Source organism: Streptococcus sp. HPH0090 (genome assembly GCF_000411475.1).
Taxonomy (GTDB): domain Bacteria; phylum Bacillota; class Bacilli; order Lactobacillales; family Streptococcaceae; genus Streptococcus.
Genome location: NZ_KE150464.1, coordinates 167,959 through 191,776, shown reverse-complemented (window position 1 = coordinate 191,776; position 23,818 = coordinate 167,959). Strand labels below are relative to the sequence as shown.

At 38.7% G+C, this 23,818-nt stretch carries 21 protein-coding genes, 1 tRNA gene and 1 other annotated feature; of the genes, 3 read left to right on the top strand and 19 right to left on the bottom strand.

Annotation, left to right across the window (positions count from 1 at the left end; genetic code table 11):
• Positions 1 to 3 precede the first annotated feature (3 nt).
• The 4 genes from HMPREF1481_RS02925 to HMPREF1481_RS02910 all read right to left on the bottom strand — a co-directional run bounded on the left by HMPREF1481_RS02925 (position 4) and on the right by HMPREF1481_RS02910 (position 2,289).
• Positions 4 to 636 carry a Pr6Pr family membrane protein gene (locus tag HMPREF1481_RS02925; RefSeq protein ID WP_016465601.1) on the bottom strand — a complete coding sequence of 211 codons (633 nt, stop codon included), beginning with the start codon at positions 634 to 636 and terminating at the stop codon, positions 4 to 6.
• A 2-nt stretch (positions 637 to 638) separates the two neighbouring features.
• On the bottom strand, positions 639 to 977 hold the full coding sequence (locus HMPREF1481_RS02920; RefSeq protein WP_016465600.1) for a zinc ribbon domain-containing protein YjdM: 339 nt from the start codon (positions 975 to 977) through the stop codon (positions 639 to 641).
• Between the two features lie 140 nt (positions 978 to 1,117).
• The gene (cmk, locus tag HMPREF1481_RS02915; RefSeq protein WP_016465599.1) at positions 1,118 to 1,789 is read right to left on the bottom strand and encodes a (d)CMP kinase; all 672 of its coding nucleotides are present in this window, start codon (positions 1,787 to 1,789) and stop codon (positions 1,118 to 1,120) included.
• 8 nt (positions 1,790 to 1,797) lie between these two features.
• A complete protein-coding gene (locus HMPREF1481_RS02910) occupies positions 1,798 to 2,289 on the bottom strand; it encodes an SAG1386/EF1546 family surface-associated protein (RefSeq protein WP_016465598.1) in 492 nt (163 codons plus the stop codon).
• A 45-nt stretch (positions 2,290 to 2,334) separates the two neighbouring features.
• Between HMPREF1481_RS02910 and HMPREF1481_RS10615 the strand changes: the two genes are divergently transcribed.
• Complete coding sequence (locus HMPREF1481_RS10615) at positions 2,335 to 2,538, top strand: ferredoxin (RefSeq protein ID WP_167497302.1); 204 nt, start codon at positions 2,335 to 2,337, stop codon at positions 2,536 to 2,538.
• A 260-nt stretch (positions 2,539 to 2,798) separates the two neighbouring features.
• Here HMPREF1481_RS10615 and galE read toward each other — a convergent pair whose 3' ends face one another.
• The 5 genes from galE to HMPREF1481_RS02885 all read right to left on the bottom strand — a co-directional run bounded on the left by galE (position 2,799) and on the right by HMPREF1481_RS02885 (position 8,935).
• Positions 2,799 to 3,818, bottom strand: coding sequence for a UDP-glucose 4-epimerase GalE (galE, locus tag HMPREF1481_RS02905; protein WP_016465597.1), 1,020 nt, complete (start codon positions 3,816 to 3,818; stop codon positions 2,799 to 2,801).
• Positions 3,819 to 3,918: 100 nt separating this feature from the next.
• Positions 3,919 to 5,019 carry an NAD(P)/FAD-dependent oxidoreductase gene (locus tag HMPREF1481_RS02900; RefSeq protein ID WP_016465596.1) on the bottom strand — a complete coding sequence of 367 codons (1,101 nt, stop codon included), beginning with the start codon at positions 5,017 to 5,019 and terminating at the stop codon, positions 3,919 to 3,921.
• A 16-nt stretch (positions 5,020 to 5,035) separates the two neighbouring features.
• Positions 5,036 to 5,833, bottom strand: a complete 798-nt coding sequence (locus HMPREF1481_RS02895; protein WP_016465595.1) for a Nif3-like dinuclear metal center hexameric protein — start codon at positions 5,831 to 5,833, stop codon at positions 5,036 to 5,038.
• Positions 5,820 to 6,497: a tRNA (adenine(22)-N(1))-methyltransferase gene (locus tag HMPREF1481_RS02890; protein ID WP_016465594.1), complete on the bottom strand. Its 678-nt coding sequence runs from the start codon at positions 6,495 to 6,497 to the stop codon at positions 5,820 to 5,822. The genes HMPREF1481_RS02895 and HMPREF1481_RS02890 overlap by 14 nt, the downstream gene beginning before the upstream one ends.
• A 101-nt stretch (positions 6,498 to 6,598) precedes the next feature.
• Positions 6,599 to 8,935 carry a cation-translocating P-type ATPase gene (locus tag HMPREF1481_RS02885; RefSeq protein WP_025173250.1) on the bottom strand — a complete coding sequence of 779 codons (2,337 nt, stop codon included), beginning with the start codon at positions 8,933 to 8,935 and terminating at the stop codon, positions 6,599 to 6,601.
• 131 nt (positions 8,936 to 9,066) lie between these two features.
• Between HMPREF1481_RS02885 and HMPREF1481_RS02880 the strand changes: the two genes are divergently transcribed.
• Both HMPREF1481_RS02880 and HMPREF1481_RS02875 read left to right on the top strand, forming a co-directional pair.
• The gene (locus HMPREF1481_RS02880; protein WP_016465592.1) at positions 9,067 to 9,816 is read left to right on the top strand and encodes a lysophospholipid acyltransferase family protein; all 750 of its coding nucleotides are present in this window, start codon (positions 9,067 to 9,069) and stop codon (positions 9,814 to 9,816) included.
• Positions 9,817 to 9,923: 107 nt separating this feature from the next.
• A tRNA-Thr gene (locus HMPREF1481_RS02875) sits at positions 9,924 to 9,996 on the top strand.
• A 291-nt stretch (positions 9,997 to 10,287) separates the two neighbouring features.
• Here HMPREF1481_RS02875 and pyk read toward each other — a convergent pair.
• From pyk to pgdA, 10 genes are all read right to left on the bottom strand, one after another.
• A complete protein-coding gene (gene pyk, locus HMPREF1481_RS02870) occupies positions 10,288 to 11,793 on the bottom strand; it encodes a pyruvate kinase (protein WP_016465591.1) in 1,506 nt (501 codons plus the stop codon).
• A gap of 66 nt (positions 11,794 to 11,859) precedes the next feature.
• Positions 11,860 to 12,867: a 6-phosphofructokinase gene (gene pfkA / locus HMPREF1481_RS02865; protein ID WP_016465590.1), complete on the bottom strand. Its 1,008-nt coding sequence runs from the start codon at positions 12,865 to 12,867 to the stop codon at positions 11,860 to 11,862.
• An 81-nt stretch (positions 12,868 to 12,948) separates the two neighbouring features.
• Positions 12,949 to 16,050 carry a DNA polymerase III subunit alpha gene (locus tag HMPREF1481_RS02860; RefSeq protein WP_016465589.1) on the bottom strand — a complete coding sequence of 1,034 codons (3,102 nt, stop codon included), beginning with the start codon at positions 16,048 to 16,050 and terminating at the stop codon, positions 12,949 to 12,951.
• A 113-nt stretch (positions 16,051 to 16,163) separates the two neighbouring features.
• Positions 16,164 to 16,547, bottom strand: coding sequence for a lactoylglutathione lyase (gloA, locus tag HMPREF1481_RS02855; protein WP_016465588.1), 384 nt, complete (start codon positions 16,545 to 16,547; stop codon positions 16,164 to 16,166).
• Positions 16,548 to 16,642: 95 nt separating this feature from the next.
• On the bottom strand, positions 16,643 to 19,177 hold the full coding sequence (locus HMPREF1481_RS02850) for a J domain-containing protein (RefSeq protein WP_016465587.1): 2,535 nt from the start codon (positions 19,175 to 19,177) through the stop codon (positions 16,643 to 16,645).
• Positions 19,178 to 19,188: 11 nt separating this feature from the next.
• Positions 19,189 to 20,853 carry an Hsp70 family protein gene (locus HMPREF1481_RS02845; RefSeq protein WP_016465586.1) on the bottom strand — a complete coding sequence of 555 codons (1,665 nt, stop codon included), beginning with the start codon at positions 20,851 to 20,853 and terminating at the stop codon, positions 19,189 to 19,191.
• 159 nt (positions 20,854 to 21,012) lie between these two features.
• A complete protein-coding gene (gene rplT / locus HMPREF1481_RS02840; protein ID WP_000124834.1) occupies positions 21,013 to 21,372 on the bottom strand; it encodes a 50S ribosomal protein L20 in 360 nt (119 codons plus the stop codon).
• Positions 21,373 to 21,421: 49 nt separating this feature from the next.
• On the bottom strand, positions 21,422 to 21,622 hold the full coding sequence (gene rpmI / locus HMPREF1481_RS02835) for a 50S ribosomal protein L35 (RefSeq protein ID WP_001125942.1): 201 nt from the start codon (positions 21,620 to 21,622) through the stop codon (positions 21,422 to 21,424).
• Positions 21,623 to 21,655: 33 nt separating this feature from the next.
• Complete coding sequence (gene infC, locus HMPREF1481_RS02830; protein ID WP_004253871.1) at positions 21,656 to 22,186, bottom strand: translation initiation factor IF-3; 531 nt, start codon at positions 22,184 to 22,186, stop codon at positions 21,656 to 21,658.
• Positions 22,187 to 22,201: 15 nt separating this feature from the next.
• Positions 22,202 to 22,332, bottom strand: a sequence feature (ribosomal protein L20 leader region).
• Positions 22,333 to 22,420: 88 nt separating this feature from the next.
• On the bottom strand, positions 22,421 to 23,815 hold the full coding sequence (gene pgdA, locus HMPREF1481_RS02825; protein ID WP_016465585.1) for a peptidoglycan-N-acetylglucosamine deacetylase PgdA: 1,395 nt from the start codon (positions 23,813 to 23,815) through the stop codon (positions 22,421 to 22,423).
• Between the last annotated feature and the right edge of the window lie 3 nt (positions 23,816 to 23,818).

Sequence of the window (23,818 nt, the reverse complement as noted above, 5' to 3'; positions counted from 1 at the left end):
CTTTTATTTCTTAGATTTTTTAATACTTTTCACAAGATAAAAGAGATATCCTGAAACCATGTAGGCAACAAAGATAGTTGCTGCCCATTTAAAGACAAAGCCCCAACCATGTTTGGTAGCATTCAAAAAGAAATAAGGGAAGGGACTATCCTTAGCATTAGGGACATCCATCTTTAGAACAAAACCGTTTAAGAGGGCAAAAATCATATAAAGCAAAGGAAGGCTAGTCCAAAGCATGGGATCAACTAACTTATATTGACGACTCTTATCAAAAATAATTGTATCTGCTAAAAACCAGAGAGGGACAATATAATGACAAAGAAAATTTTCCAAACGGTAAAAATCTGTCGTCAAGGGAGCTAGCATGAAATGATAGATGACACAGGTGATCATGATACTCATAGTAACGCCACCTTTGAGACGTAGAATACCAGGACTCTGCCAACTATCACCACCACTATGCATCTTTAACAAAAGATAACCTGTAAAAAGTACAACCAAAAGGTTAGAAAGTACAGTGTAGTAAAGCAACATCCCTAAACCACCGCGCTTGGTAATCTCCAAGTATACACCGGTAAAGGCTGCTATAAATAAAAAGATACGACTATAAAATATTACTTTTTCATTTTTAATCATGATTAAATCTTCTTCACAAATTCTGATTTAAGCTTCATAGCACCAAAACCATCAATCTTACAGTCAATGTTGTGGTCACCTTCAACAATACGGATGTTTTTCACACGAGTTCCTTGTTTGAGGTCTTTAGGAGCCCCTTTAACCTTCAAATCTTTAATCAAGGTTACTGTATCTCCATCAGCTAGTTTGTTCCCATTTGCATCGATAGTAACAATGCCTTCTTCAACTTCTGATTGCTCAGCAGGATTCCACTCATAAGCACATTCTGGGCAAACAAGAAGTGTGCCATCTTCATATACGTATTCTGAATTACATTTTGGGCAATTTGGTAATTGACTCATGTTATCTCCTTAAAAAATTTATAATTATTTGAATGTCAAATTTTCTTCAACAGCAACTATTATACCTTAAAACAGGCCATTTGACAAATCATGATAAAAAAACGATCAACCAAAATTCAGTTCATCGCTTTTAAAGTTTCTTATAAATGTTTTTGTGCTTCTGATTTGATTTTTTCAACAACCTCTAAAATAGAGAGTCCAGTTGTATCCAAATAGATTGCATCCTCAGCCTGTTTAAGAGGTGAAGTTTCACGATGACTATCTTTATAGTCACGCGCAGCAATCTCTTCCTTCAAAGTTTCCAAATCCGTTTCGATTCCCTTTGAAAGATTTTCTCTGTAACGACGTTCTGCACGTTCATCTACAGATGCTACAAGAAAAATCTTCAATTCAGCCTTAGGCAAGACCACTGTACCAATATCGCGACCATCCATGACAATACCACCTTGCTTGGCAATCTCTTGCTGAAGGGCTACTAATTTTTCTCGAACAGCTGGAATCGCCGCAAAAGCAGAAACAGCATTGGTTACTTCATTTTCACGGATTGGATTTGTCACATCGACATCTCCAACAAAAACAAGCTGTTCTCCTGTTTCAGCGCGACCAAAGCTAATCGGATATTGTTCCAGTAATTCAAGAAGTCGTGAAGACTCTTCTGGACTAACTTGGTTGTTCAAAGCGATGTAAGTCGCAGCACGATACATAGCACCCGTATCCAGATACGTATAGCTAAAGTCCTTAGCGATAATCTTAGCTACCGTACTCTTACCACTGGAAGCTGGCCCATCAATAGCAATCTGAATTGTTTTCATCGTCACTCCTATCTTGTCTTAAGGACATCACCTGGATTTGCAAACCAAGTACCTGAAGACATATGACCAGGGTTTAGAGCTTCCAATTGAGCAATAGAAATACCAGCTCGAGCGGCAATCGCTGCTTCCCCTTCACCTGCCATGACTGTAATTGTGCCCTCAGAATCAGTATGTGCTTCTGTATGTTCTTGTTGAGTTGTTTCTGCTTCTGTTGACTCTGTTGACTGAGCAGTAGTAGCCACTGTTGTAACTTGCTCTACTTTTGGTGCTGAAGAATCATAAAAATCTTTCAAAGCTGAAGTACGATCACTTCCGCCTGATGACAAGTAGACCAATACAACTACCATCCCAACAACAATCACAAAGAAAAGAATCGCTAGAACAGTTAAAATACGATTCGCCACGACACCTGAACCTTTTTTGTTTCGTTGACGACGTTCTGTTCTTGTTTCTTCTTCCTGGTTCTCATAAATATCTTCTTGCCACGGTTCCTTTTCCATACCCTACTCCTTGAGTTTTTTTTAGTTTCTTATTACAATATAAATATGAAGATTAGACTTATACCTGAACGCTGCATTGCTTGCGGGCTCTGCCAAACTTATTCAGAATTATTTGATTACCATGATAATGGCATCGTCCGTTTTTTCGATGATTCTGAGCAATTAGAGAGAGAAATCCCTTCTAGCGACGATGTATTAGAAGCCGTTAGAAATTGCCCTACTCGTGCTCTGATCAAAGAGGAATTTTAAATTTTGGTGGAGCATAGACCTCTATTTTCCACTCCCTCTAGTTTAGCATATTTTTCTAGAAAATTATAGTCTTTTGTTAGACTATTTTTATACAATTTTACTTTTATTTTTTCTGATATTTTAATAATAAATAAACTGTTCTTTTAGGACATTTATCGATGACATTAACAGTAAAAAACTGCTTGTCTTTTTTGTTTCAATTTCATAAGGAGCTAGAAAAAAGAGGAAACACTTCCTCTTTTTTTATTTTATTCAATTGATTAATCTTCAAATCCATTTGGATGTTGACTTTGCCAACGCCATGCATCTTCACACATCTCTGTAATACCAAGTTCTGCTTCCCAACCGAGCTCTGCTTTCGCTTTTGCTGGATCTGAGTAGCAAGCTGCGATATCACCCGGACGACGTTCAACGATACGGTAAGGAATTGGACGTCCGACTGCTTTCTCCATATTTTGGATAATTTCAAGTACAGAGTAACCTTTTCCTGTACCAAGGTTGTAAATATTTAGACCTGAACCCTTTTGAAGTTTCTTAAGTGCTGCAACATGCCCTTTTGCTAGGTCAACGACGTGGATATAGTCACGCACACCCGTTCCGTCTTCAGTATCGTAGTCATCCCCAAATACTTGAACTTGTTTCAACTTACCAACTGCAACTTGTGTCACATATGGCAAAAGGTTGTTTGGAATACCGTTTGGATTTTCACCTAAGTCACCACTCTTATGAGCTCCAATTGGATTGAAATAACGAAGCAACACAACGTTCCATTCTGAATCAGCTTTATAGATATCTGTCAAGATTTCTTCAAGCATTAGCTTGGTACGACCATAAGGGTTAGTAGCTGAAAGAGGGAAATCTTCTAAGATTGGGACTGTATGAGGATCTCCATAAACAGTTGCTGATGAGCTGAAGATGATGTTCTTACAGTTTGTCTCTTCCATAACTTTCAAGAGACTGACAGTTCCAGCGATATTGTTATCATAGTAGGCAAGTGGGATACGTGTAGATTCCCCTACAGCCTTCAAACCAGCAAAATGGATGACTCCTGTTGGTTCTTCATGTTTGAAAATATCACGAAGTGTATCTGTATCACGAATATCTGCTTCGTAGAAAGGAATTTCTACGCCTGTGATTCTTTCGACTACTTCAAGACTTTTACGACTACTATTGACCAAATTATCCACGACAACAACTTGATGTCCAGCTTGGACCAGTTCGATGACAGTGTGAGTTCCGATAAAACCTGCTCCACCTGTTACCAGAATTTTTTCTTGCATTTTATTTCCTCAATTCTTGGATTATTTTTTTCATTTTACCATTTTTGATAGGGAAAGTCATTTACTTTCCTAAGACTACCGTAAAAACTAAGTAAAAGATTTACGATTGTTTCTCTTTAATATATCTCTCAGTTGGATAATCTGCTGGATCCAATACTCCACTTCTTCCTTGAAGCATTTGAGCTAGGTGATAACCGATAATGGGACCAGTTGTTAACCCTGAAGATCCTAGTCCGCTTGCTGTATAAACTCCTGACAAGGCTGGTACTTGACCAAAGAATGGAGAGAAGTCACTTGTATAAGCACGAATACCCACACGTTCTCCAGATGAAATCGCCTCAGCTAGGGCTGGGTAAAATGGACTCGCTGTCTCAGCCATTTGATCGAGCAAGGTTTCATCCACTGTCAAGTCAAAGCCCATGTCATTTTCATGAGTAGCCCCTAAAGATAATTTACCGCCTGGAAATGGTATCAAATCCCACTCTCCTTCAGGCATAACCACAGGGTAGGTTCCCATATCTTGTGGCACTTGATAATCTCTAAGTTGACCTTTTTGAGGACGAACATCCACCTCATAGCCTAAAGGCTCCAAAATATGTCCAAGCCAAGCTCCCGTGGATAAGATAACTTGGTCAAACATTTGATTGTCTATCTGATAGCCTGATAATAAAGGAGTTAGACTAACCTCTTTCTTTACCACCTTAACCTGACTGGCATCCAGTAAACGACTCACTAGGAGTTGCCCATCTACTCGAGCTCCTCCAGAAGCATAGAGCAATCTCTCAAATCCCTCTAGACCAGGGAATAGGCTGCTTGCAGCAGCTTGGTCCAAAATGGCTAATTCGCCAATTAAGGGAGATTCATCTCTACGTTGCAAGGCTAAGTCATAGAGTTCCTCGAGCTTGGAGTCATCTTTTTTAAGAAGAAAGATGCCAGAACGCTGGTAGAAATCAACCTTTTGACCCGATTTTTCTAAATCAGCCAATAAATCTACATAAAAATCCGCTCCCAAGCGCGCCATCTTATACCAGGCTTTATTGCGTCGTTTAGAGAACCAAGGACTGATGATTCCTGCAGCTGCCTTGGTCGCTTGGCCGTATCCATGATCAAAGACAGTTACTTCGATATCTGCTTCTTTAGAGAGGTAGTAGGTGGCCGTTGCCCCTACAATCCCTGCTCCTACAATGGCAACTTTTTTCATTGTCCTTACCTTCTAACTAGATATGATGGAATGGATTGGTAGAAGCTTGACTTGCGATAACTTCAAGAGACCAAGCATTCTCTTTCTTCCATTCGTTCAAGAGCGATTCAATTTTTTCAATAAAGAGAACTTCGATATAGTGGCCTGGATCCAAAGCCAATAAGCCGTCTGACAACATATCTTGGGCAGTGTGGTAATAGATGTCACCAGTAATGTAAACATCCGCTCCTTTAGCCAAAGCATCAGGATAGAATGATTGACCACTTCCACCACAGATAGCCACTCTTGAAATTGTTTTTTGCAAATCACTCTCATCATAATACACCATACGGAGGCTATCTAGACCAAAGACTTCCTTAACATGGTCAGCAAATTCCTTAAATGTTTGAGGTCTAATAGTTCCAATACGGCCAATCCCACGTTCGGGACCTGTTTCCTGCAGATAAGTTGTATCCTCAATACCCAATAGTTGGCATAACCAATCATTAAGACCATTTTCAACAATATCTATATTAGTATGACTGACATAGACAGCAATATCGTTCTTGATGAGATCAATATAAATCTGATTTTGAGGTCGACTAGCTACCAAGTCCTTTATGGGACGAAAGATGGGCGCGTGCTTGACGATAATTAAATCAACACCCTTTTCAATAGCTTCTGCAACTGTCTCTTCTCGGATATCAAGCGCAACCATGACTTTTTTGATTTCCTTATCTAGGGTACCAATTTGCAGACCACGACTATCACCTTCCATAGAAAATTCTTGAGGACAATAAGCTTCATAACGCTTAATCACTTCACTTGCTTTCATGGAGCACCTCCTTAATGGCTTGAATTTTATCTGCAAGAACCTGACGTTCTTCTCGGTTTTTTTCTGGAATTTGATTGAGGGCAAACTCTAACTTAGCAGCTTCTTTTTGCCATTTTTGGATGAAGACTGGACTGACTTCTTTGGACAAAAAGGGGCCAAAGCGGGTATCAGTAGCTGATAAATTCATTTCCCCAGCTTCCACTTCTATAATCTCGTAAAACTTCCCAGCTTCTTCTAGAATGCTTTCTGCTACGATTTGAAAACCGTGCTCTTGTAACCAAGTACGCAAGTCATCTTCTCGATTATTGGGTTGAAGGATCAGTCGCTCAACATTAGCTAGTTTGTCCAATCCTTCTTCTAATATCGTAGCAATCAAGCGACCACCCATTCCGGCAATAGTGATAACAGATACTTGATCACTTTCTTCAAATGCTGCTAAACCATTAGCTAAACGAACTTGGATTTTATCAGCTAATCCATGACTCTCAACATTTTTGACCGCAGATTGATAGGGACCTACCACTACCTCTCCTGCAATCGCACGTTCGATGTGACCCTTTTCAACTAATTCAATTGGTAGATAAGCATGGTCGCTTCCAACGTCCAGTAAAACGGCTCCTTGCGGAACAAAAGAAGCTACCGTTTCTAATCTCTTTGAAATCATCTTCTCTCACTTTCCAAAAGTCTATTTCCCTTTATTATACCATATTTTAGCTAGCAATCCCGCACCTAAAAAAGACCGCAATCTAAGATTGCAGCCTTTCTTTATCTTTTAACTTGATAACGACTTGTCAGGATGAAAATCACAATAAAGACGAGCATCATAATGCCATAGACAGGTAGTGTTTGACCTGTAAGTGTTGAAATTTCAAGTAGTTTTTGGATTCTTGGGAATAGAGCTGTTCCAAGGAAGCCACCAACTGACCAAATAATCAAGAGCACACGCCACAGACTAAATGGCAAACAAGCTCTAACTACAGACATGAAACCAATCGATGCCAGTAGATAATATAGAAGTGTTGAAATTTCAATGGCCGACCAACCTTGACTTGTTCCAAAAATTTTAATAAATAGAACGCTAAAGACTACCATCAAGGCACTTGGTAGTGCACGAAGCATGGACTTTCTGAGGAAGTTTTGTTCTACTGGTTTAATATTTCGTTCAAAGGTCAATACGAACGGCGGGAAACCTTCCACAAACTGGTCAATCATGGTAATCTGAATCGGAATAAATGGGAAAATCAAAATCCATTCAGTACGACCCAACAATGCACTTGCAATACAGATGATTGCTAACAAGAAGGAATAGATAGTCTTAATCAAGAAAATTGGAGCAATGTGGGCAATATTATTAACCACACGACGACCTTCAAAGAGAATCTCAGGTACATCATTAAAGTCTGAGTTCAAGAGAACCAGATTTGCAATCTGACGGGTCGCTGGATCTCCTTCAGCCATCACGATGGAACAATCTGCCTCGCGGAGAGCAAGAATATCATTGACACCATCTCCTGTCATGGCAGTGGTATGACCTGCTTTTTTCAGAGTTTGGATAATCAGTTTCTTTTGATGAGGAGAGACACGTCCAAAAATCGCTGTTTCCTCAGCCATAGCAATCAATTCCTCATCCGTGATTTTTGAACAATCTACATAGCTATGATAATCTGCAAAACCTGCTTTTTGGGCAATACTTGAAACAGTAACCGGATTATCACCAGAAATAATTTTCAGCCCTACTTCCTGAGAACGAAGATAGTCTAGAGTTTCAGCTGCCCCTTCTCGGATAGGATCTAGAATCTCAAGCAGAGCCAAGGCTTGCATATCCGATGGTTTCTGCGGTTTGTGGTGGTCAAGTTTTTCTTGACTGAGAGCCAGAACTAAGACACGAGACCCTCGTTCAAGAGCTTCCCTAGCTTCAGGAACTTCAGCATCCAACAACATCTCTGGTGCGCCTAGAAAAACAGTTCCAAGATCTTCCAATTCCATGGCTCCCCATTTTCGATCACTTGAAAATGGAAGACTAGAAATCATCGGATAGACTACCTCTCCCGCAAAACGCTTTCGAATAGCTTGAGCAGTTGGATTTTTATCCTCACTGTGTGCCATATAGCTGGTTAGTATTTTTGCAATAGCATCCTTGTCATAAGCCTGGGTCAAAGGAAGAACAGTCTCAACCTGCATCTTTCCTTGAGTGATGGTACCTGTTTTATCCAAACAAAGCATATCCACGCGTGCAAGGGTTTCAACAGAATACATCTCCTGCACCAAGACCTTCTTCAAACCTAGCTTGATAACAGCAGTTAAAAGAGAGGTAATGGTCAAAAGTGCGATTCCCTTAGGCAACATCCCCAAAAGAGCTGTAGAGGAATTCACTACAGAAGATTTAAGGGGTAAACCTTTTAAGACCAAAGCTTCAAGCAAGAGGGCAATTCCAAATGGAATGATGATTTTCCCGGTAAAGCCTGCAAGTTGATCAAGTGATTTCATGATACGGGAATTGATTGGTTTAACGGTCTTAGCTTCAAGCATGAGTTTAGCAGCATAGTTGTCTGCTCCAACATGATGAACCTGTGCTAAGACAGACCCACTTGCAAGAAAGCTTCCTGACAGCATCAAGTCTTCTACTTCTTTTTGAACCAAGTCACTCTCACCTGTTAACATGGCCTCATTGACTTCAGCAAAGCCTTCTAATACAACTGCATCGCTTGGAATCTGATCCCCTGCAGACAAGCGAATCACATCATCCAAAACAAGCTCTTCTGGGTCTAAAGCAATCTCCTGTCCATCACGAATAGTCGTAATCTTTTCTTTATTCAAGAGATTGAGTTTATCAACCATATGCTTGGCACGTAATTCAGTTACAATTCCTGAAAAAGCATTAAAACAGATAACCGCAAAGAAGACCAAGTTGCTCCATGCTTGAACAAAAGCGAGTGCTAAGGCGATGGCAAAGTTTAATGCATTGAATAAAGTAAAGACATTTCGCTTTACAATCTGCCAGGTACTCGTACTAGCTGAAGCTTTGAAATCATTGACCTGTCCCTGTTTCTGACGATCTTTAACTTCTGATTGGCTTAATCCCAACATTTTATTTTTATCCATAAATTCTATCATATCATTTTTTTTTGAATATTTCTAATTTCATATAAAAAACTATTCCGCCTAAACAAAAAACATTTGCCTGTCCTAGTATGATAAGGTATAATAAAAGAAAGAAAACTGAAGGAGACACCATGTTTTATACTTATCTACGTGGGCTAGTTATGTTGATTTTATGGTCGAACAATGGAAATGCCCACTTTCACAATACTGAAAAAATTCCAAGTTTAGATGAAAATTATATCCTTGTTGCCCCACACCGTACTTGGTGGGATCCAGTCTACATGGCCTTTGCGACCAAACCGAAACAATTTGTCTTTATGGCAAAAAAAGAACTCTTTTCAAATCGTATCTTTGGTTGGTGGATTCGCATGTGTGGTGCCTTCCCGATTGACCGAGAAAATCCAAATTCTTCTGCCATCAAGTATCCAATCAATGTTCTTAAAAAAAGCAATCGCTCACTGATTATGTTTCCAAGCGGTAGTCGTCATTCCAATGATGTTAAGGGTGGTGTAGCCCTCATTGCAAAGATGACTAAGGTTCGCATCATGCCTGTTACCTATACTGGTCCTATGACTCTAAAGGGGCTTGTCAGCCGTGAACGTATTGATATGAACTTCGGAAATCCGATTGATATCTCTGATATTAAAAAGATGAATGATGAAGGAATTGAGATGGTTGCAGACCGTATCCAATCTGAATTTCAACGTTTAGATGAAGAAACAAAACAATGGCACAATAACAAAAAACCAAATCCACTCTGGTGGTTCATCCGTATCCCTGCCTTGATTCTCGCAATTGTTATCGGAATTCTAACAATTCTCTTTACCTTTGTAGCAAGTTTTGTTTGGGACCCCGATAAAAAGAGAAAACAACTACAATAATCCAATCTTCACAAGCCTAAGTGGATTACTTGGGCTTTTTTCAATGAGTTAAGATACTTTTCAACATATTGACAAAAGGATAAATCTATAGTATACTTTCAAAGTAAGCTGATTTAGCTCAGTAGGCAGAGCGCATCCATGGTAAGGATGAGGTCGCCGGTTCGATCCCGGCAATTAGCATCATTCATCAGTTCCTTTTTTAGGGACTGTTTTTTTCTTGACAAAGTATTGCCCCTATAGTACAATAAAGTCTGCGATGAGTCGATATGTAGCAAGAGCTACAATTGCGCAAAGGAGGTCATTAACGCAGGAGCGGACCTTGAGAAATTGTGTGAACCGGTTTCTCACATGGAGATGCCTCTCATGCTTTCTGGTTTTCCAGAAAGCTTTTTTTAATTCTTTTATATTCCACAACAAAAAAGCCTATCACCCAAGCGCGAACGCTTGATGTGATAGGTTTTTATTTTTTGATTAACGTACAGTGCGGATACGCATTGTGTTAGTACGAACTGCTTCTCCAACTGGCACACCTGCAACGATAACGATATCGTCACCAGATTGTACAAGACCTGCTTCAACTGCTTTACGTTCTGCAATTTCAAACATGTCATCAGTTGATGATGGAGCTTCTGTCAACATTGGGATAACACCCCAGTTCAACATCAATCCACGTTCTGTCAATTCGTCAAATGTCAATGCCAAGATATCAGCATTTGGACGATATTTAGAGATCAAACGTGCTGTGTGACCAGTCTTAGTAAGAGTTACAACCAATTTAATGTCCATTGAGTTAGTAGCGTCTTTAACAGCTGAAGCCATAACTTCTGTCTTAGAGTTACGTTCGAAAGTATCTGAGTTCAAACGTCCGTATTCGTTAAGAAGAGTTTGAGCGTTCTTGTCGATTGTAGCCATTGTTGTAACTGACTCAAGTGGGTATTTACCATTTGCAGATTCACCTGAAAGCATAGTAGCGTCAGTTCCGTCGATAACAGCGTTGAATACGTCTGATACTTCTGAACGAGTTGCACGTGGTTTTTCAGTCATTGTTTCAAGCATGTTTGTTGCAGTGATAACAACTTTACCAGCAGCATTCACTTTAGTAATGATCATTTTTTGGTAAACTGGAACCATTTCGAATGGTACTTCGATACCCATGTCACCACGAGCGATCATGATACCGTCAGCAGCTTCAATGATTTCGTCCAAGTTATCGATACCTTGTTGGTTTTCGATTTTAGCGAACAATTGAACGTGACCGTTACCAGTTTCTTCACAGATAGCACGAACTTCGTTTACGTCTTTTGCAGTACGTACAAATGAGATCGCGATGAAGTTGATTCCTTGTTCAAGACCGAAGCGAATATCATCGTTATCGCGTTCAGCAAGAGCTGGGAAAGGAATTTTAGTGTTAGGGATGTTAACACCTTTTTGTTTAGCGATAACACCGTCATTTTCAACTTCAACGATGAATTCACGAGTAGCATCGTCTTTTTCTACAACGCGAAGACCAAGTTTACCATCGTCAACCAATACTTGACGACCAACTTCAACGTCATCGTAGATGTCAAGTGCACCTGCAACGTTCAATGCAATCACTTCACGAGTTGATTTGATACCTTGTTTAGTTGCAACACGGATTTTTTCACCAGTTTTGTATGAGTACTCTTTAGCTTCACCTTCGAACAATTCAGTACGGATTTCTGGTCCTTTAGTATCAAGAAGGAAACCAACTTTTTTACCTGCAAGTTTTTCTGCAAGTTTAACAGTTGCCATACGTTCACCTTGTTCTTGGTGGTCACCGTGTGAGAAGTTGAAACGGAAAGTGTTAGCTCCTGCTTCAATCAATTTAGCAATGTTTTTTGCTGAAGCTTCAACGTCAAGTTTTTCACCCCAGTATCCGTCTTCACCAAATTTTTTACCACCACGGATTTCTACCGCAGGACCCAAAGTTGCAACGATTTTTACACGTTTGTTCATGATTTTTGTGACTCCTTTATATAATTCGACCTTTTATGGTCATTTTACCAGATTTATGAAAATTGATTATGACAAGCTCTTGTTCAAGTCAGAGAGTTCAATATCAGCTTTGTGAGGGTTATTGACAACAATCTTACCATCAGCTGTTAAGCTAAATAATGCTCCTTCTTCTGCTGTACCAAGAATTGGATTTTCAACCATTTTCTCGTTACGGATACCAACAGCGACACCACCGATTCCTTGTTTAAGGAGTTTAACAGCGTGTGCACCCATACGTGACGCCAATACACGGTCACGAGCAGTTGGTGAACCACCACGTTGGATGTGACCAAGTTCTGTTACACGAAGGTCACTTGTATCTCCAGCTTCTTTTAGTTTTTGACCAAATTCAGCCGCTGACATAACACCTTCTGCCAAAACGATAATGTTGTGTTTTTTACCGTGCTCATAACCAGCTTTGATACTTGCTACGATATCTTCAAATTTGAAGCCCTCTTCAGGGATGATGATTTCGTCAGCACCAGTTGCGATACCTGCCCAAAGAGCGATATCACCTGCGTTACGTCCCATTACTTCAACTACGAAAGTACGACGGTGACTTGATGATGTATCACGAATCTTATCGATCGCGTCCATTGCAGTCGTAACTGCAGTATCAAATCCGATTGTGAAGTCAGTACCTACGATATCGTTATCGATTGTACCTGGAAGTCCAATAGCAGGGAATCCATGCTCAGTCAAGCGCATAGCTCCATGATAAGAACCATCACCACCGATAACTACGACACCTTCGATACCGTGTTTTTTCAATTGCTCAATCCCTTTAAGTTGACCTTCAAGTTGTGCAAACTCAGGGTAACGAGCAGAGTGAAGGAAAGTACCACCACGTGAAATGATGTCTCCCACTGAAGCAGCATCAAGTGGATAAATCTCACCAGCAACCATACCAGCGTATCCATCATAGATACCAAATACTTCCATTCCTTCTGAGATTGCTTGACGAACAACTGCACGGATAGCAGCATTCATACCAGGGGCGTCTCCACCACTAGTCAAAACAGCAATACGTTTCATTTGGTTTTGCTCCTTTTTCTTTTAACATTCTAACTGATTATACCATATTTAAAGTTAAAATTCTTTTATTTTCATTGATTTTTAACGATAAATCGTTTTCATTGTCATTTGATTTAAAGATTCTTGTAAGCTTGCGTCTTTTGCTACAAAATAACCTGGCAAAAGGACATTTTTTTGTTCATCCTCATAGCGAATGACGACAGGAATTTGTCCCTTGTATTGCTCTAAAATATGATAAATTTCAGAATCATGGTTATGATTAGCAACTTGAATCCAAAAACGCTCACTCACTGCTTCTTTTAGATTATTTAACACTAATTGAAGGCGACCATCTCTTGCCTGTACTTTTCCATTTAGGTAGTAAAATCTTCCTTCATGTAGGAGATTTTTAAATTGGCGATACTGATCAGAAAAAACAGTAACTTCCAGATTTGTTTTACTATCACTTACTTTCAAAAAGGCCATGTTCTCACCTTTTTTAGTTCGAATCACTCGGATAGACTGAATCTCAACGAGCACTGTAGCTGTCTGTCCCTCGAAAAGCTCAGATAAACTCACGATTGGATACAAAGGGTTCTTCGCTAAAACCAGCAATGGGTGTTGGCTAATTCCAACACCTAACCAATCTTGCTCTTTTTGGAATTTTTCAATATTTAAAAAGTCCTCTGTATCTGTCCAACTATAGCTAGAATCCGCAAAGAGGCTACCGAGTTCTTCCACAAAGATAAACAAAGTTGGTAGATTGGTTAAGATTTTTTGACGATTTTTATCAAATCCATCAAAAAGTCCTACTTCCACTAAAGGGGTTAAGAGGCTAATCTTTTTATAATTTTTGGGTAATCGTGTGATAAAATCTTCAACACTGCTAAAAGGACGATTCTCTATAATCCAATAAGCAAAGTCTCGAGACATTCCCTTAATACTTTTAAGCCCCAAATAAACCGTCTTATCCGTTAATTTATCCTGATATGGAATTGTATTGATTGAAAGCGATGCTAGTTCAAAGCCCATTTCAAGCGCATCGAGAATATAATCTCCACTCGCATAATTGAGCATGACCTGATAAAAAATGGCTGGAAAATGTGTCTTAAAGTAGGCAAGTTGAAAAGCTAAAGCTGCATAAGCATAAGCATGCGAACGGTTGAAGCCGTAACCGGCGAATTTTTCCATTACGGCAAAAACTTCTTGCGCCTGTTCTTTTTTATGTCCTTTTTCGAGTGCACCTTGGATGAAACTTTCTTCCATTCGGTGCATCTCAGCTGCGTTCTTTTTCCCCATGGCGCGACGTAAAATATCGGCCTTCCCAAGACTAAAACCAGCATATCGCTGAGCTACTTGCATCACCTGTTCTTGGTAAAGCATAATACCATAAGTTGGAGCCAGAATATCTTCTAGTATAGGGTCAAGTACTGTAACTTTTTCTTTGCCATGTTTTCTGGCTACAAAGTTATCGATATAGTCACTTGCACCTGGCCTGTTGAGGGAAGTCGTTGCCACTACTTCTTCAAAGTTTTCTGGTTTCACGCGCTTCAATAAGCGAATGGCTCCAGGTTGTTCAAACTGAAAGATTCCCTTAGTTTTGCCAGCTGCAAAGAGGGCTAAAGTTTCTTTATCCTCAAGGTCTATATCCTCAATTCTTAGCTGAATTCCTTGAGTTTCATATAAGAGCTCCTGCATTTTTTGAACGAAGGTTAGGTTTCGAAGACCCAAGAAGTCCATCTTGAGCAAGCCATTTCCTTCAACTCCATGCGCATCATACTGGGTAATCAGCATGTCCTCACCATACTTAAGAGGGATATAATCTGTTAGATTTTTATCACTGATTACAACTCCAGCAGCGTGGATGGAAGTTTGTCGAGGATAGCCTTCTATCTTTTTGGCGATTTCAAAAGCTTTTTGATACTCAATCTTACTTTGAATCAGTTGTCTAAATCCTAGATTACCTTCATAGGCAGATGTTAAGGTATCTTTGGTTCCTATCTTTTTGGTAATGACCGTCAACTCATATTCAGGGACACCGTACCGTTTAAAAATATCACGGATAGCTTGCTTGGCACCAAAGGTCGAGTAGGTAACAATCTGAGCAGCATGGATACTACCATAGCGGTCACGAACATAACGGATAAACTCAGGGCGATAGATATCTGGGATATCAATATCAATATCTGGCATGGTGTAACGTTCACGATTCAAGAAACGTTCAAAGATAAGATTCTTAGCTACAGGATCAATTCCAGTAATATCTAGGGCATAGGCCACTAGACTTCCAACTGCGGAGCCGCGTCCCATCCCCATATAATAACCTTGAGAACGGCCAAAACGTAAGAGGTCCCAGACAACCAAGAAATAGTCATCGAATCCCATATCATGAATCACAGACAGTTCTTCTTCTAAACGAACCTGATAAACTTGATTCCATAACCCTTTCTGTTCCAATCCCTTGATAGCTCTCTCCCTTAATTCCTCAACAGCTGGTCTCTCCGGATTAAAACGAGGAAGCTTGAGACTACTATCAATCTCGTAGGAAGTCCCCTTGGTCAATCTTGCTAGGTTTTCGAGTGCTTGTGGAAACTTCTCTACAAAAACCTGTTCTAGACGGTCAGCTGGTAAAAACAAACCCTGTTGAGATTGAACATCAACCTCTCTCAAGGTCACGTTTTCTTTAATCGCTTTAAGCATCTGTAGGGCTTCCAAATCTTCATTTTCGAAAGAATTAACACGATAAAAAGGGAGAATTGGTTGAGAAAAATTCGATTGAGGTGTATCTGGATACACTCCGATATAGTAGTCATGCCCTAAGTCCAAGGAATCAATTTCAGGATAGTAAGGAACAATAACACAAATATCTTCAAGGTAGGAAGAGAAATCAGTCCATTCTTTTTTACCTGTCATCTTTAAAGACGACAGCTTCATCAGGTTTTGATAGCCACGATTTGACAGGGCTAGAAAACGTAGATTGATCCATTCATCTTGATGATGAACAGTCATCTCAAGACCTAATAAAGGCTGAATCCCCTGTTTTTGGCATTCTTTGATAAAATAATAGGCTCCATAGAGATTATCTTCATCCATGATTCCAAGTGATGAATAGCCATATTCTTTCCCTAGACTGACATATCTCTTGATTGAAACCATACTCTCCATAAAACTATAGACTGTTTTGGTATCCAGTTGGGCAATCATTCTTTCTCACCTCCCTTTTTCTTTTTCTATTATACCATTTTAAAAAGTAGAAAAACAGATACTTTTATGTTAACCAAACTAAAAAACCACAGCTGTTGCTGTGATCTTTTAGATTATTTTTTCTCACGAATCACTTCTACCTTGTATCCATCTGGATCTTTGATAAAGTAATAGTTTGGTTGAGTACCTGGAAGCCCTTTAGGTTCCGTTACTTCATAACCTTTTTCGCTATGTTCTTTGTGAAGAGCCTCAAGGTCAGGTGTACTTAGAGCGATGTGAGCAAAGCCGTCACCCACAACATAAGGCCCATGATCATAGTTGTAAGTCAACTCCAATTCATAATCATCACCGTCAAGACCTAGATAAACAATGGTAAAAGCATAGTCTGGAAAATCCTTACGACGCAATTCCTTAAATCCAAAAGCATCTTGATAAAAAGCAATTGATTTTTCAAGATTTTCTACTCGCAAGCAAGTATGTAACATTTTTGAAGCCATATCATTACCTCTTTCGTTTTTATAGTTCTATTATACCCTTAATTAGAAAAATTTACTAGAGACTAGAACGATAGTCTCTAGTCTGTATTTCAGTCTCAATCAATACTTTCACGATTTTCCTTACGAATATTTCGCATAACCAAAAGTAGGATAAGGACGAAGAGCCATTCTAGAAAATAAAATGCAAACTCATTGTTCATAATTAGTAAGTCTTTTTCAAAAAAGACTTTGCTAAAATCTGGTATAGGCGCGAATAGGATTCTAAATAAACGTCTTAGGAAAATAAAGATCTGCAATCCATAAATCATAAAGGTCTTTTTAACACCAATTGCTAAACGCTGTTCTTTTGTAAAATAAGCCAATACGATTCCATTTAATAAGAGTATGAACGTTAAGCTCAGAGTTTCATTTTTTAGAATAACCGGATTAAAAAGACTTAAACGACTGTGAGTGAACGGCAATAATTGAAAGAATATAATACCCATTAAAATTGGAAAGAAAATTCCCTTCAATGAAGGTGGTAATACTATTTTATATCTTGTAAAGTATAGAATACCAACCACTATCATAACAATAAAGATGTAACACATCGCAACATATGAAATCATTTCGCTTCGGTTGGCCAGAACAACTAGAAAACCTGAAGATAGAAACAGTCCCAGTGGAACTAATTTGTCTAAAGAATAATCCCACTTAAACCCTTCACTTATCTTGAATCCATCAATAGAACAGAAAAAAGTAATGAAAGCAAGAGCCCCAATGAGACCTAACGGTAAGGTTGGTAAGATAAAGACCATGAACAATATTAATAGAATCCATGGTTTGAGATTGTAGTAGAATTTTTGTTTTAATCCTCTGGCAGCTATACCTTCTTCAATCAGTGTTTGCCTCAATTTTAGCATAAAAACGTAAAATAGTGATACCATACCGGCATGGACCCAGGAATTCATAGCATGTTGCTCTAAAACACTGAGTATTAAACTAAAAATCGTAAATAGACCAAATACAAACTGAAGAAACTTATTTTTAAAGACCTGTCTTTTTTTCCAAACTAAATAAGATATTTTAGAATTTGGATGACAAAGTTGATAAGCATAGTTAGTCATCTCTTCTAGTTTCTGGTCTGTCTCCTCAGTCATCATCATGGGAACCATTTTAGAGGTAGAAAAAGGACCTAAAACATACAGCAACAATTCTCCGTCTTTAAAACGATGATACTCCTTATAGATTTGTTGAAGCAAAATCGCAAGAATGCGCGGTTTACTTTTAAAGTAAGTTTTCCACTTCTCCCAATCATTGATATCTTCATCACTCTTCGTAATCTTATCAATATAGAGATAGCCTTGATGATACCAGTAATCAAAATTTTCTTTTTTATTTAATGAAAACTTTTCAACAACCCAAGGATAAGAATGAGTATCCTTCCAGAAACTGAATTTCTTCAGATAAGGATTTTCTTCATCCTTAATATGATTTCTTACAAATCCAAAAACAAGATCCAGAACCTTATCATTTGTAAATGGATAAACATCGATGTCCTCTAATAACTGAAGTAAGAGAGATTTATCCTGAACGTTCTCAAGGAGATAGTGCCAATCCTGTACAAGTCTAGCATCGTCTTGATATGTACTATAGGCTAAGAGATATAGAGCTTCCTCAACCTCTGAAGGATCTAGCAAATTATAAGAATGGATATCGAATGGTTCTTCTGAATTTGCTTTTAATTCTTCAAAGTAAACTACAAGCTCGTCATAGGCTTTTTGATCCTCTTCTCCCACCTCTGGTTTAATCTTCTCCAGGATATAGGTCAAAACTGGAATGCTAGTAATCATTTGTTTACTGCTATTCAAGAGAAAAAGGACCGTACCAGGAGAAAAAGATTGTTTGAAAAATGTTATCCAAACTCCAATTTGATTGGCTTTTTGGGTGTCCTCTAGAAGGGCTTGGCATAAACGATAGGAAGCATATAATTTCGCAGTTTCTTTTTTCGCATCTTCAAGAGACTCTCCATTTTTATATGCAGTAGCTCTTTTTACCTTCCAATGCTTTAGTTTATAGTAGTAGCCCCAGTACTTATAGTCAGGAATATAGTCTTCCAGCAAGGGAATGATGATAGAGAATTGCTCAGGTTTATTAAAAATATAAACATCCATTTCCTCCAAAACAGACTGAACAGTACTCATATCATATCGATACTGATTAAAAAACTGTTGCCATAGATGTTCTTGTTCTTCTACGGTATAGTCAGGGTTCCCTACAATACTTTCAATCGCATTGCGAATCATATACTCCGACTCTAGATAATCACTAAAATCTAAGACATGACTAGAAGCATTCGACTCGTGAGCAGTTGACTCTTCACTTAAAGTTTCAAAATTAAGTGGAGAAGTAACTATTTTCTCTTCTTGACGACTGAAATCCTGAATGGGACTAGTTTCGTTTCCAACAGTTTCTTGTCTTGTCCTATTAAACCGTGCTTCTCTCAAAGCAGACTGGTAGGCTTCTACAATTTGTTGATAGATTTCTGGTTGGTCCTCAGGATGGTAAAGTTTCACTAACTCAGAATATCGTTTTCGAATAGCCTTAACATCATGAGTTGGCTCAATCCCTAAGATTTCCCATTTATTCATACATCTCCCTCTCATAGGCCACGCTCTAGAAACTCTAGATAGTTAGAAAATGATTGATAAAGTTTTGGTAAATGATACATGGATGCTTGTCTAACTTCTTCTTCAAAACGTCTAGTCTCTGCCATCAACTCATCTCTTCTTCTACCTAAGAGCATGCTGTATACACGATTGGCCTTTTCAATCAAGAAACGGTAAACCTCAGTTTCTTGAGCATTAATCTTATAACGAGTTAGCTCTGCTTGTTTTTTCTTGATTTCATCTTCAGTCAAGGTGATACTCTCTTGGAGAATAACATGGTTAAAGACTTTCTTTGTTGAATTAATGGTTACTTCTACATCCAAAATACCATTTAGGTCATAGGTAAATCGAATAGTAAAGCCTTCATGAGCCCGTTTATTAACAGGAACTGGAACTTCCAACTCCCCAAGAAATAAGTTTTGAGAAGCCTTCATCATTTCTCCTTGGTAGACTTCTACCTTCACTTGGCTTTGCCCCAATTCTGCGGTGTAATACTGTTCCGTTCGTGAAGCAGGTAAAGGAGAATTACGCTCGATAATCGGAGAAAAACGATCACCAACAACTGCCGTTCCAAGTGTGAAAGGACAGATATCCGATAACAACAAATCGCGAACCTCTCCCTGACGCTCCTTTATTCCTGCTAAAAGAGCACAACCTTTAGCAATCATCTTATCAGGATCATCCACAAGATGAACTGCTTGGTTAATACAGTAAGATAAGAAATCTTGAACCAAACGAAGTTTTGAAGTACCACCGACAAGGACAAAGTTTTCAGAAGACACATAACTATAACGTGCATCCATCAAAGTTCTATCTAGTACTGACTTAAGACGGGCAAGTAAAGGCTGGCAAAGCTCATAAAAACGCTGATAAGTTAGGTTTAAGGAATATTCCTTATCCTGATCCATCACTAACATCTGCACTTCTTCATTGGTATTCAGATTCAATTTTGCCTTCTCAGATTGAACCAAAATCTTACTGCAAAACTCACGAGAAATAGATTTCTTAGACAATTGATTAGATGCTAAAAATTCCTCAGCAATCGCTGCAGTAAAATCCTCTCCTCCCAAGCGATTATCACCCGCGATAGACACAATCTCAACAACGTTATCAAACAACTCTACGACTGAGATATCCAGCGTTCCACCACCAAAATCGACGACCACAAATGACTGGTCTTCTTGATTGCTCATAGATTTTTTTGCCAGAGCAGCTGCGGAAGGTTCATTGATGATACGCTCTATCTTAACTCCTGCAAATTGCCCTGCTAATTTTGTAGCGTAGCGTTGAGCATCGTTAAAATAAGCTGGTACGCTGACAATCACCTCGTCAACCTTTTTACCAAGAAATGTCTCTGCATCATCCACTAGTTTTCGAATGACAAAAGAACTCAGTTCCTCTGCTTTATAAGTTCTATCTCCCAATACCAATTCATGTTTGGTTCCCATAAATCGTTTGAATTGGGAAAGAGTTTTGTCAGGGTGTGTCACTAAACGTTCCTTAGCAATTTTCCCTACAATGATTTCATCGTTATCGTCCAAAGCAACAACAGATGGCGTTAAAAATTCTCCAAAAGCATTAGGAATCAGTTTTACTTGACCCTCTTGATAAACACCTACCAATGAATTCGTCGTCCCTAAATCAATACCTACTATCATCTTCTAACTCCATCTTTTTAAACATACTACTATTATACAGGAAAAGTCCTGTTTTCTTAAACAAAAGATACCATTCATCATCTATTCCATAAAAATAAAAAAAGCTTCATTTCCCTCCCCTAGCTTAAACCACTAGAGAAGAAATGAAACTTTTAAAAATTATTTACCAAGTTTTGCTTTAGCTGCATCTGCAAGAGCTGTGAAAGCTGCTGCATCGTTAACAGCCAAGTCAGCAAGCATTTTACGGTTTACTTCGATCTCAGCCAATTTCAAACCATGCATCAATTGTGAGTATGAAAGTCCGTTCATACGAGCTGCCGCATTGATACGTGTGATCCACAATTTGCGGAAGTCACGTTTCTTTTGACGACGGTCACGGTATGCATAGTAGTAAGAGTTCATTACTTGTTCTTTTGCAGTACGGAACAAGATGTGTTTAGCTCCATAGTAACCTTTTGCTAATTTTAAAATACGTTTACGACGTTTGCGTGATACAACGCCACCTTTAACACGTGCCATTTATATTTCCTCCAATATTTCCTAGAATTGTTAACTTACAAATACGCGATTATTTCAAGCGAGTAAGCATTGCTTTGATACGTTTGAAATCTCCTGAATGCACCATAGATGCTTTACGAAGATGACGACGTTGTTTCTTAGTTTTTCCGTGGAAACGGTGAGAAGTGTAAGCACGGAAACGTTTAAGTCCACCAGAACCTGTACGTTTGAAACGTTTAGCTGATGCGCGGTGTGTTTTTTGTTTTGGCATGATATTTTCTCCTTTTTTTAACTTTCTGACAGATTATTTCTTGTCAGTTGCTGGGGCCAACTGCATGAACATTTGACGACCATCCATTTTAGCACGTTGTTCGATGATAGCAATATCTTGAGTTGCTTCAGCGAAATCGGCTAAAACTTTTGCTCCAATCTCTTTATGGGTAATCATACGACCCTTAAAGCGAATGGAAACCTTCACTTTGTTCCCTTTTTCAAGGAACTTGCGAGCACTGCGAAGTTTCGTATCGAAATCACCCTTATCAATAACTGGGCTCAATCGAACTTCTTTCACGGTCACAACGCTTTGTTTTTTGCGTTGCTCTTTTTGTTTCTTCTGGTACTCAAATTTGAACTTACCGTAGTCCATAATTTTCGCAACAGGAGGTTTAGCTTGAGGTTGAATGAGAACCAAGTCCACATTAGCGTCGTCCGCAAGTGCTTGCGCTTCACCAAGTGGTTTGATACCCAATTGTTCGCCCTCAAGACCGATTAAGCGAACTTCACGTACACGAATTTCATCATTGATGAATAAGTCTTGCTTTGCTATGGTTTTCACCTCTTTTTTTATTTTAGAGAAAAACAAGAGCGGACTTGCTAACGCAAATCCGCTCTACATGATTATAGTTCATTTCTGAAACTTGATCTGTAGGGGCCAGACAACGTTAGTCGCAAGGCGAGAAGTTCTCACTTCTGCTTTTCTCATCTTGTATATGATATCAAGTTTTTTCCTACTTGTCAAGATAAAAATAATCTTTTTTAGTTTTTTTCTAATATTTGAATTTAATTTCAACTATTGGTTACGAGAATAGTATATCTCATGTGGTTTTACATGATTCCCTAGTAACTCAGAGACTGTAACAAAGCTATACCCTTGTCCCTGCAAATATTCAATAACTTTTGGCAATGAGTTAACAGATGTTTGATGGATATCGTGTATAAGGATAATAGAACCATCAGTCGTTTGACGTTGAATTTCTGTTAAAATAGCAGCTTCGTTTTTACTCTTCCAGTCTAAGCTATCTACATCCCACATGATAAAGCTCAAATCAAGGCTATTACGAATATCATCCGAAATAGCACCATATGGCGGACGCATCAATTTTGTACTCTTCCCGAGCACACTAGTGATTGCTGATTCTGTATCCGTAATTTGTTTCTTAGCATCTTCTAATGAGAGTTGTGTTAAAACTGGATGGTTCCAACTATGATTTCCTACTTCATGTCCCTCAGCCTGCATACGTTTGAGGATAGCTTCATTCCCACTGATATTTTGACCCATTACAAAGAAGGTTGCTTTGATTTTGTACTTAGCTAAGATATCTAAGGCTTGTGGAGTTGTTGTTGCATTTGGACCATCATCAAAGGTTAAGGCTACAACTTTTTTATGTTTTTCTGCTTGAACTTTTTTATAAAGTTCAGCATCTTTCTCTGTTAGATAGGATGTTTGAATATAATCAAAGAAATCAGAAATAGGCATTGCTATTTCTTCTACATTAGTCATTGCTTTGACTGGATATAGAACCAATTGACTATCTTTGTAAGCAAACATCCAGCTTGACAATTCTGCAGCTGAGAAATCAGCTAAAACTTGGTCAACAACTGATTGATCTACTTTTTTATCTTGGAGAGTTGACTTTACTCCCTCAAGGACTTTTTCTTTGGCTGTGGATGGGTCTGTAAAGAATTGGTCCAAGGTAAAGATAGAGCCATCCTCTTTCAGATACAGCTGGTCTAAAGTTGTATTTTCTAATTCAACGACATTAGAATTTGCCAAGTCATAGGCCTGTTTTTTAATCACACGATTTTCAACCCCAGTTAAAGAGGAATCCCCTTTTTCTGAGTAATAAAAAATTAACTGTTCTTTACCTTCTACTTTGTCAGTGATGTCTTTTACGATGATATCTTTGACAGAGGAAATAAGGCTGTCTCCTACTAGTGGATAATAGGTGATGATTTCCGATTTCTCTTTGCGGAAATGTTCTTTTTGACTTCCTTGGGAGTAGGCTTCATCTTTTTCCTTCTTGAGACTCTCAATCTTCTGTTCAAAGGCTTGCTTGTTCAACACTTTATAGGTAATCACACTACCGAGTGCTAGCATTGTGAAAAACAAAAGCAAGACAAGAATGCCAAGTTTTTTATTGTTTTTCTTCTTTACTTTATTCTGGGGTAATCTCTTTTTTGTCATAGT

Excerpts from the sequence above, each read along its gene's own strand:
- HMPREF1481_RS02925 (WP_016465601.1), bottom strand. The coding sequence starts at position 636 with ATGATTAAAAATGAAAAAGTAATATTTTATAGTCGTATCTTTTTATTT.
- HMPREF1481_RS02920 (WP_016465600.1), bottom strand. The coding sequence starts at position 977 with ATGAGTCAATTACCAAATTGCCCAAAATGTAATTCAGAATACGTATAT.
- cmk (WP_016465599.1), bottom strand. The coding sequence starts at position 1,789 with ATGAAAACAATTCAGATTGCTATTGATGGGCCAGCTTCCAGTGGTAAG.
- HMPREF1481_RS02910 (WP_016465598.1), bottom strand. The coding sequence starts at position 2,289 with ATGGAAAAGGAACCGTGGCAAGAAGATATTTATGAGAACCAGGAAGAA.
- HMPREF1481_RS10615 (WP_167497302.1), top strand. The coding sequence starts at position 2,335 with ATGAAGATTAGACTTATACCTGAACGCTGCATTGCTTGCGGGCTCTGC.
- galE (WP_016465597.1), bottom strand. The coding sequence starts at position 3,818 with ATGCAAGAAAAAATTCTGGTAACAGGTGGAGCAGGTTTTATCGGAACT.
- HMPREF1481_RS02900 (WP_016465596.1), bottom strand. The coding sequence starts at position 5,019 with ATGAAAAAAGTTGCCATTGTAGGAGCAGGGATTGTAGGGGCAACGGCC.
- HMPREF1481_RS02895 (WP_016465595.1), bottom strand. The coding sequence starts at position 5,833 with ATGAAAGCAAGTGAAGTGATTAAGCGTTATGAAGCTTATTGTCCTCAA.
- HMPREF1481_RS02890 (WP_016465594.1), bottom strand. The coding sequence starts at position 6,497 with ATGATTTCAAAGAGATTAGAAACGGTAGCTTCTTTTGTTCCGCAAGGA.
- HMPREF1481_RS02885 (WP_025173250.1), bottom strand. The coding sequence starts at position 8,935 with ATGGATAAAAATAAAATGTTGGGATTAAGCCAATCAGAAGTTAAAGAT.
- HMPREF1481_RS02880 (WP_016465592.1), top strand. The coding sequence starts at position 9,067 with ATGTTTTATACTTATCTACGTGGGCTAGTTATGTTGATTTTATGGTCG.
- pyk (WP_016465591.1), bottom strand. The coding sequence starts at position 11,793 with ATGAACAAACGTGTAAAAATCGTTGCAACTTTGGGTCCTGCGGTAGAA.
- pfkA (WP_016465590.1), bottom strand. The coding sequence starts at position 12,867 with ATGAAACGTATTGCTGTTTTGACTAGTGGTGGAGACGCCCCTGGTATG.
- HMPREF1481_RS02860 (WP_016465589.1), bottom strand. The coding sequence starts at position 16,050 with ATGATTGCCCAACTGGATACCAAAACAGTCTATAGTTTTATGGAGAGT.
- gloA (WP_016465588.1), bottom strand. The coding sequence starts at position 16,547 with ATGGCTTCAAAAATGTTACATACTTGCTTGCGAGTAGAAAATCTTGAA.
- HMPREF1481_RS02850 (WP_016465587.1), bottom strand. The coding sequence starts at position 19,177 with ATGAATAAATGGGAAATCTTAGGGATTGAGCCAACTCATGATGTTAAG.
- HMPREF1481_RS02845 (WP_016465586.1), bottom strand. The coding sequence starts at position 20,853 with ATGATAGTAGGTATTGATTTAGGGACGACGAATTCATTGGTAGGTGTT.
- rplT (WP_000124834.1), bottom strand. The coding sequence starts at position 21,372 with ATGGCACGTGTTAAAGGTGGCGTTGTATCACGCAAACGTCGTAAACGT.
- rpmI (WP_001125942.1), bottom strand. The coding sequence starts at position 21,622 with ATGCCAAAACAAAAAACACACCGCGCATCAGCTAAACGTTTCAAACGT.
- pgdA (WP_016465585.1), bottom strand. The coding sequence starts at position 23,815 with ATGACAAAAAAGAGATTACCCCAGAATAAAGTAAAGAAGAAAAACAAT.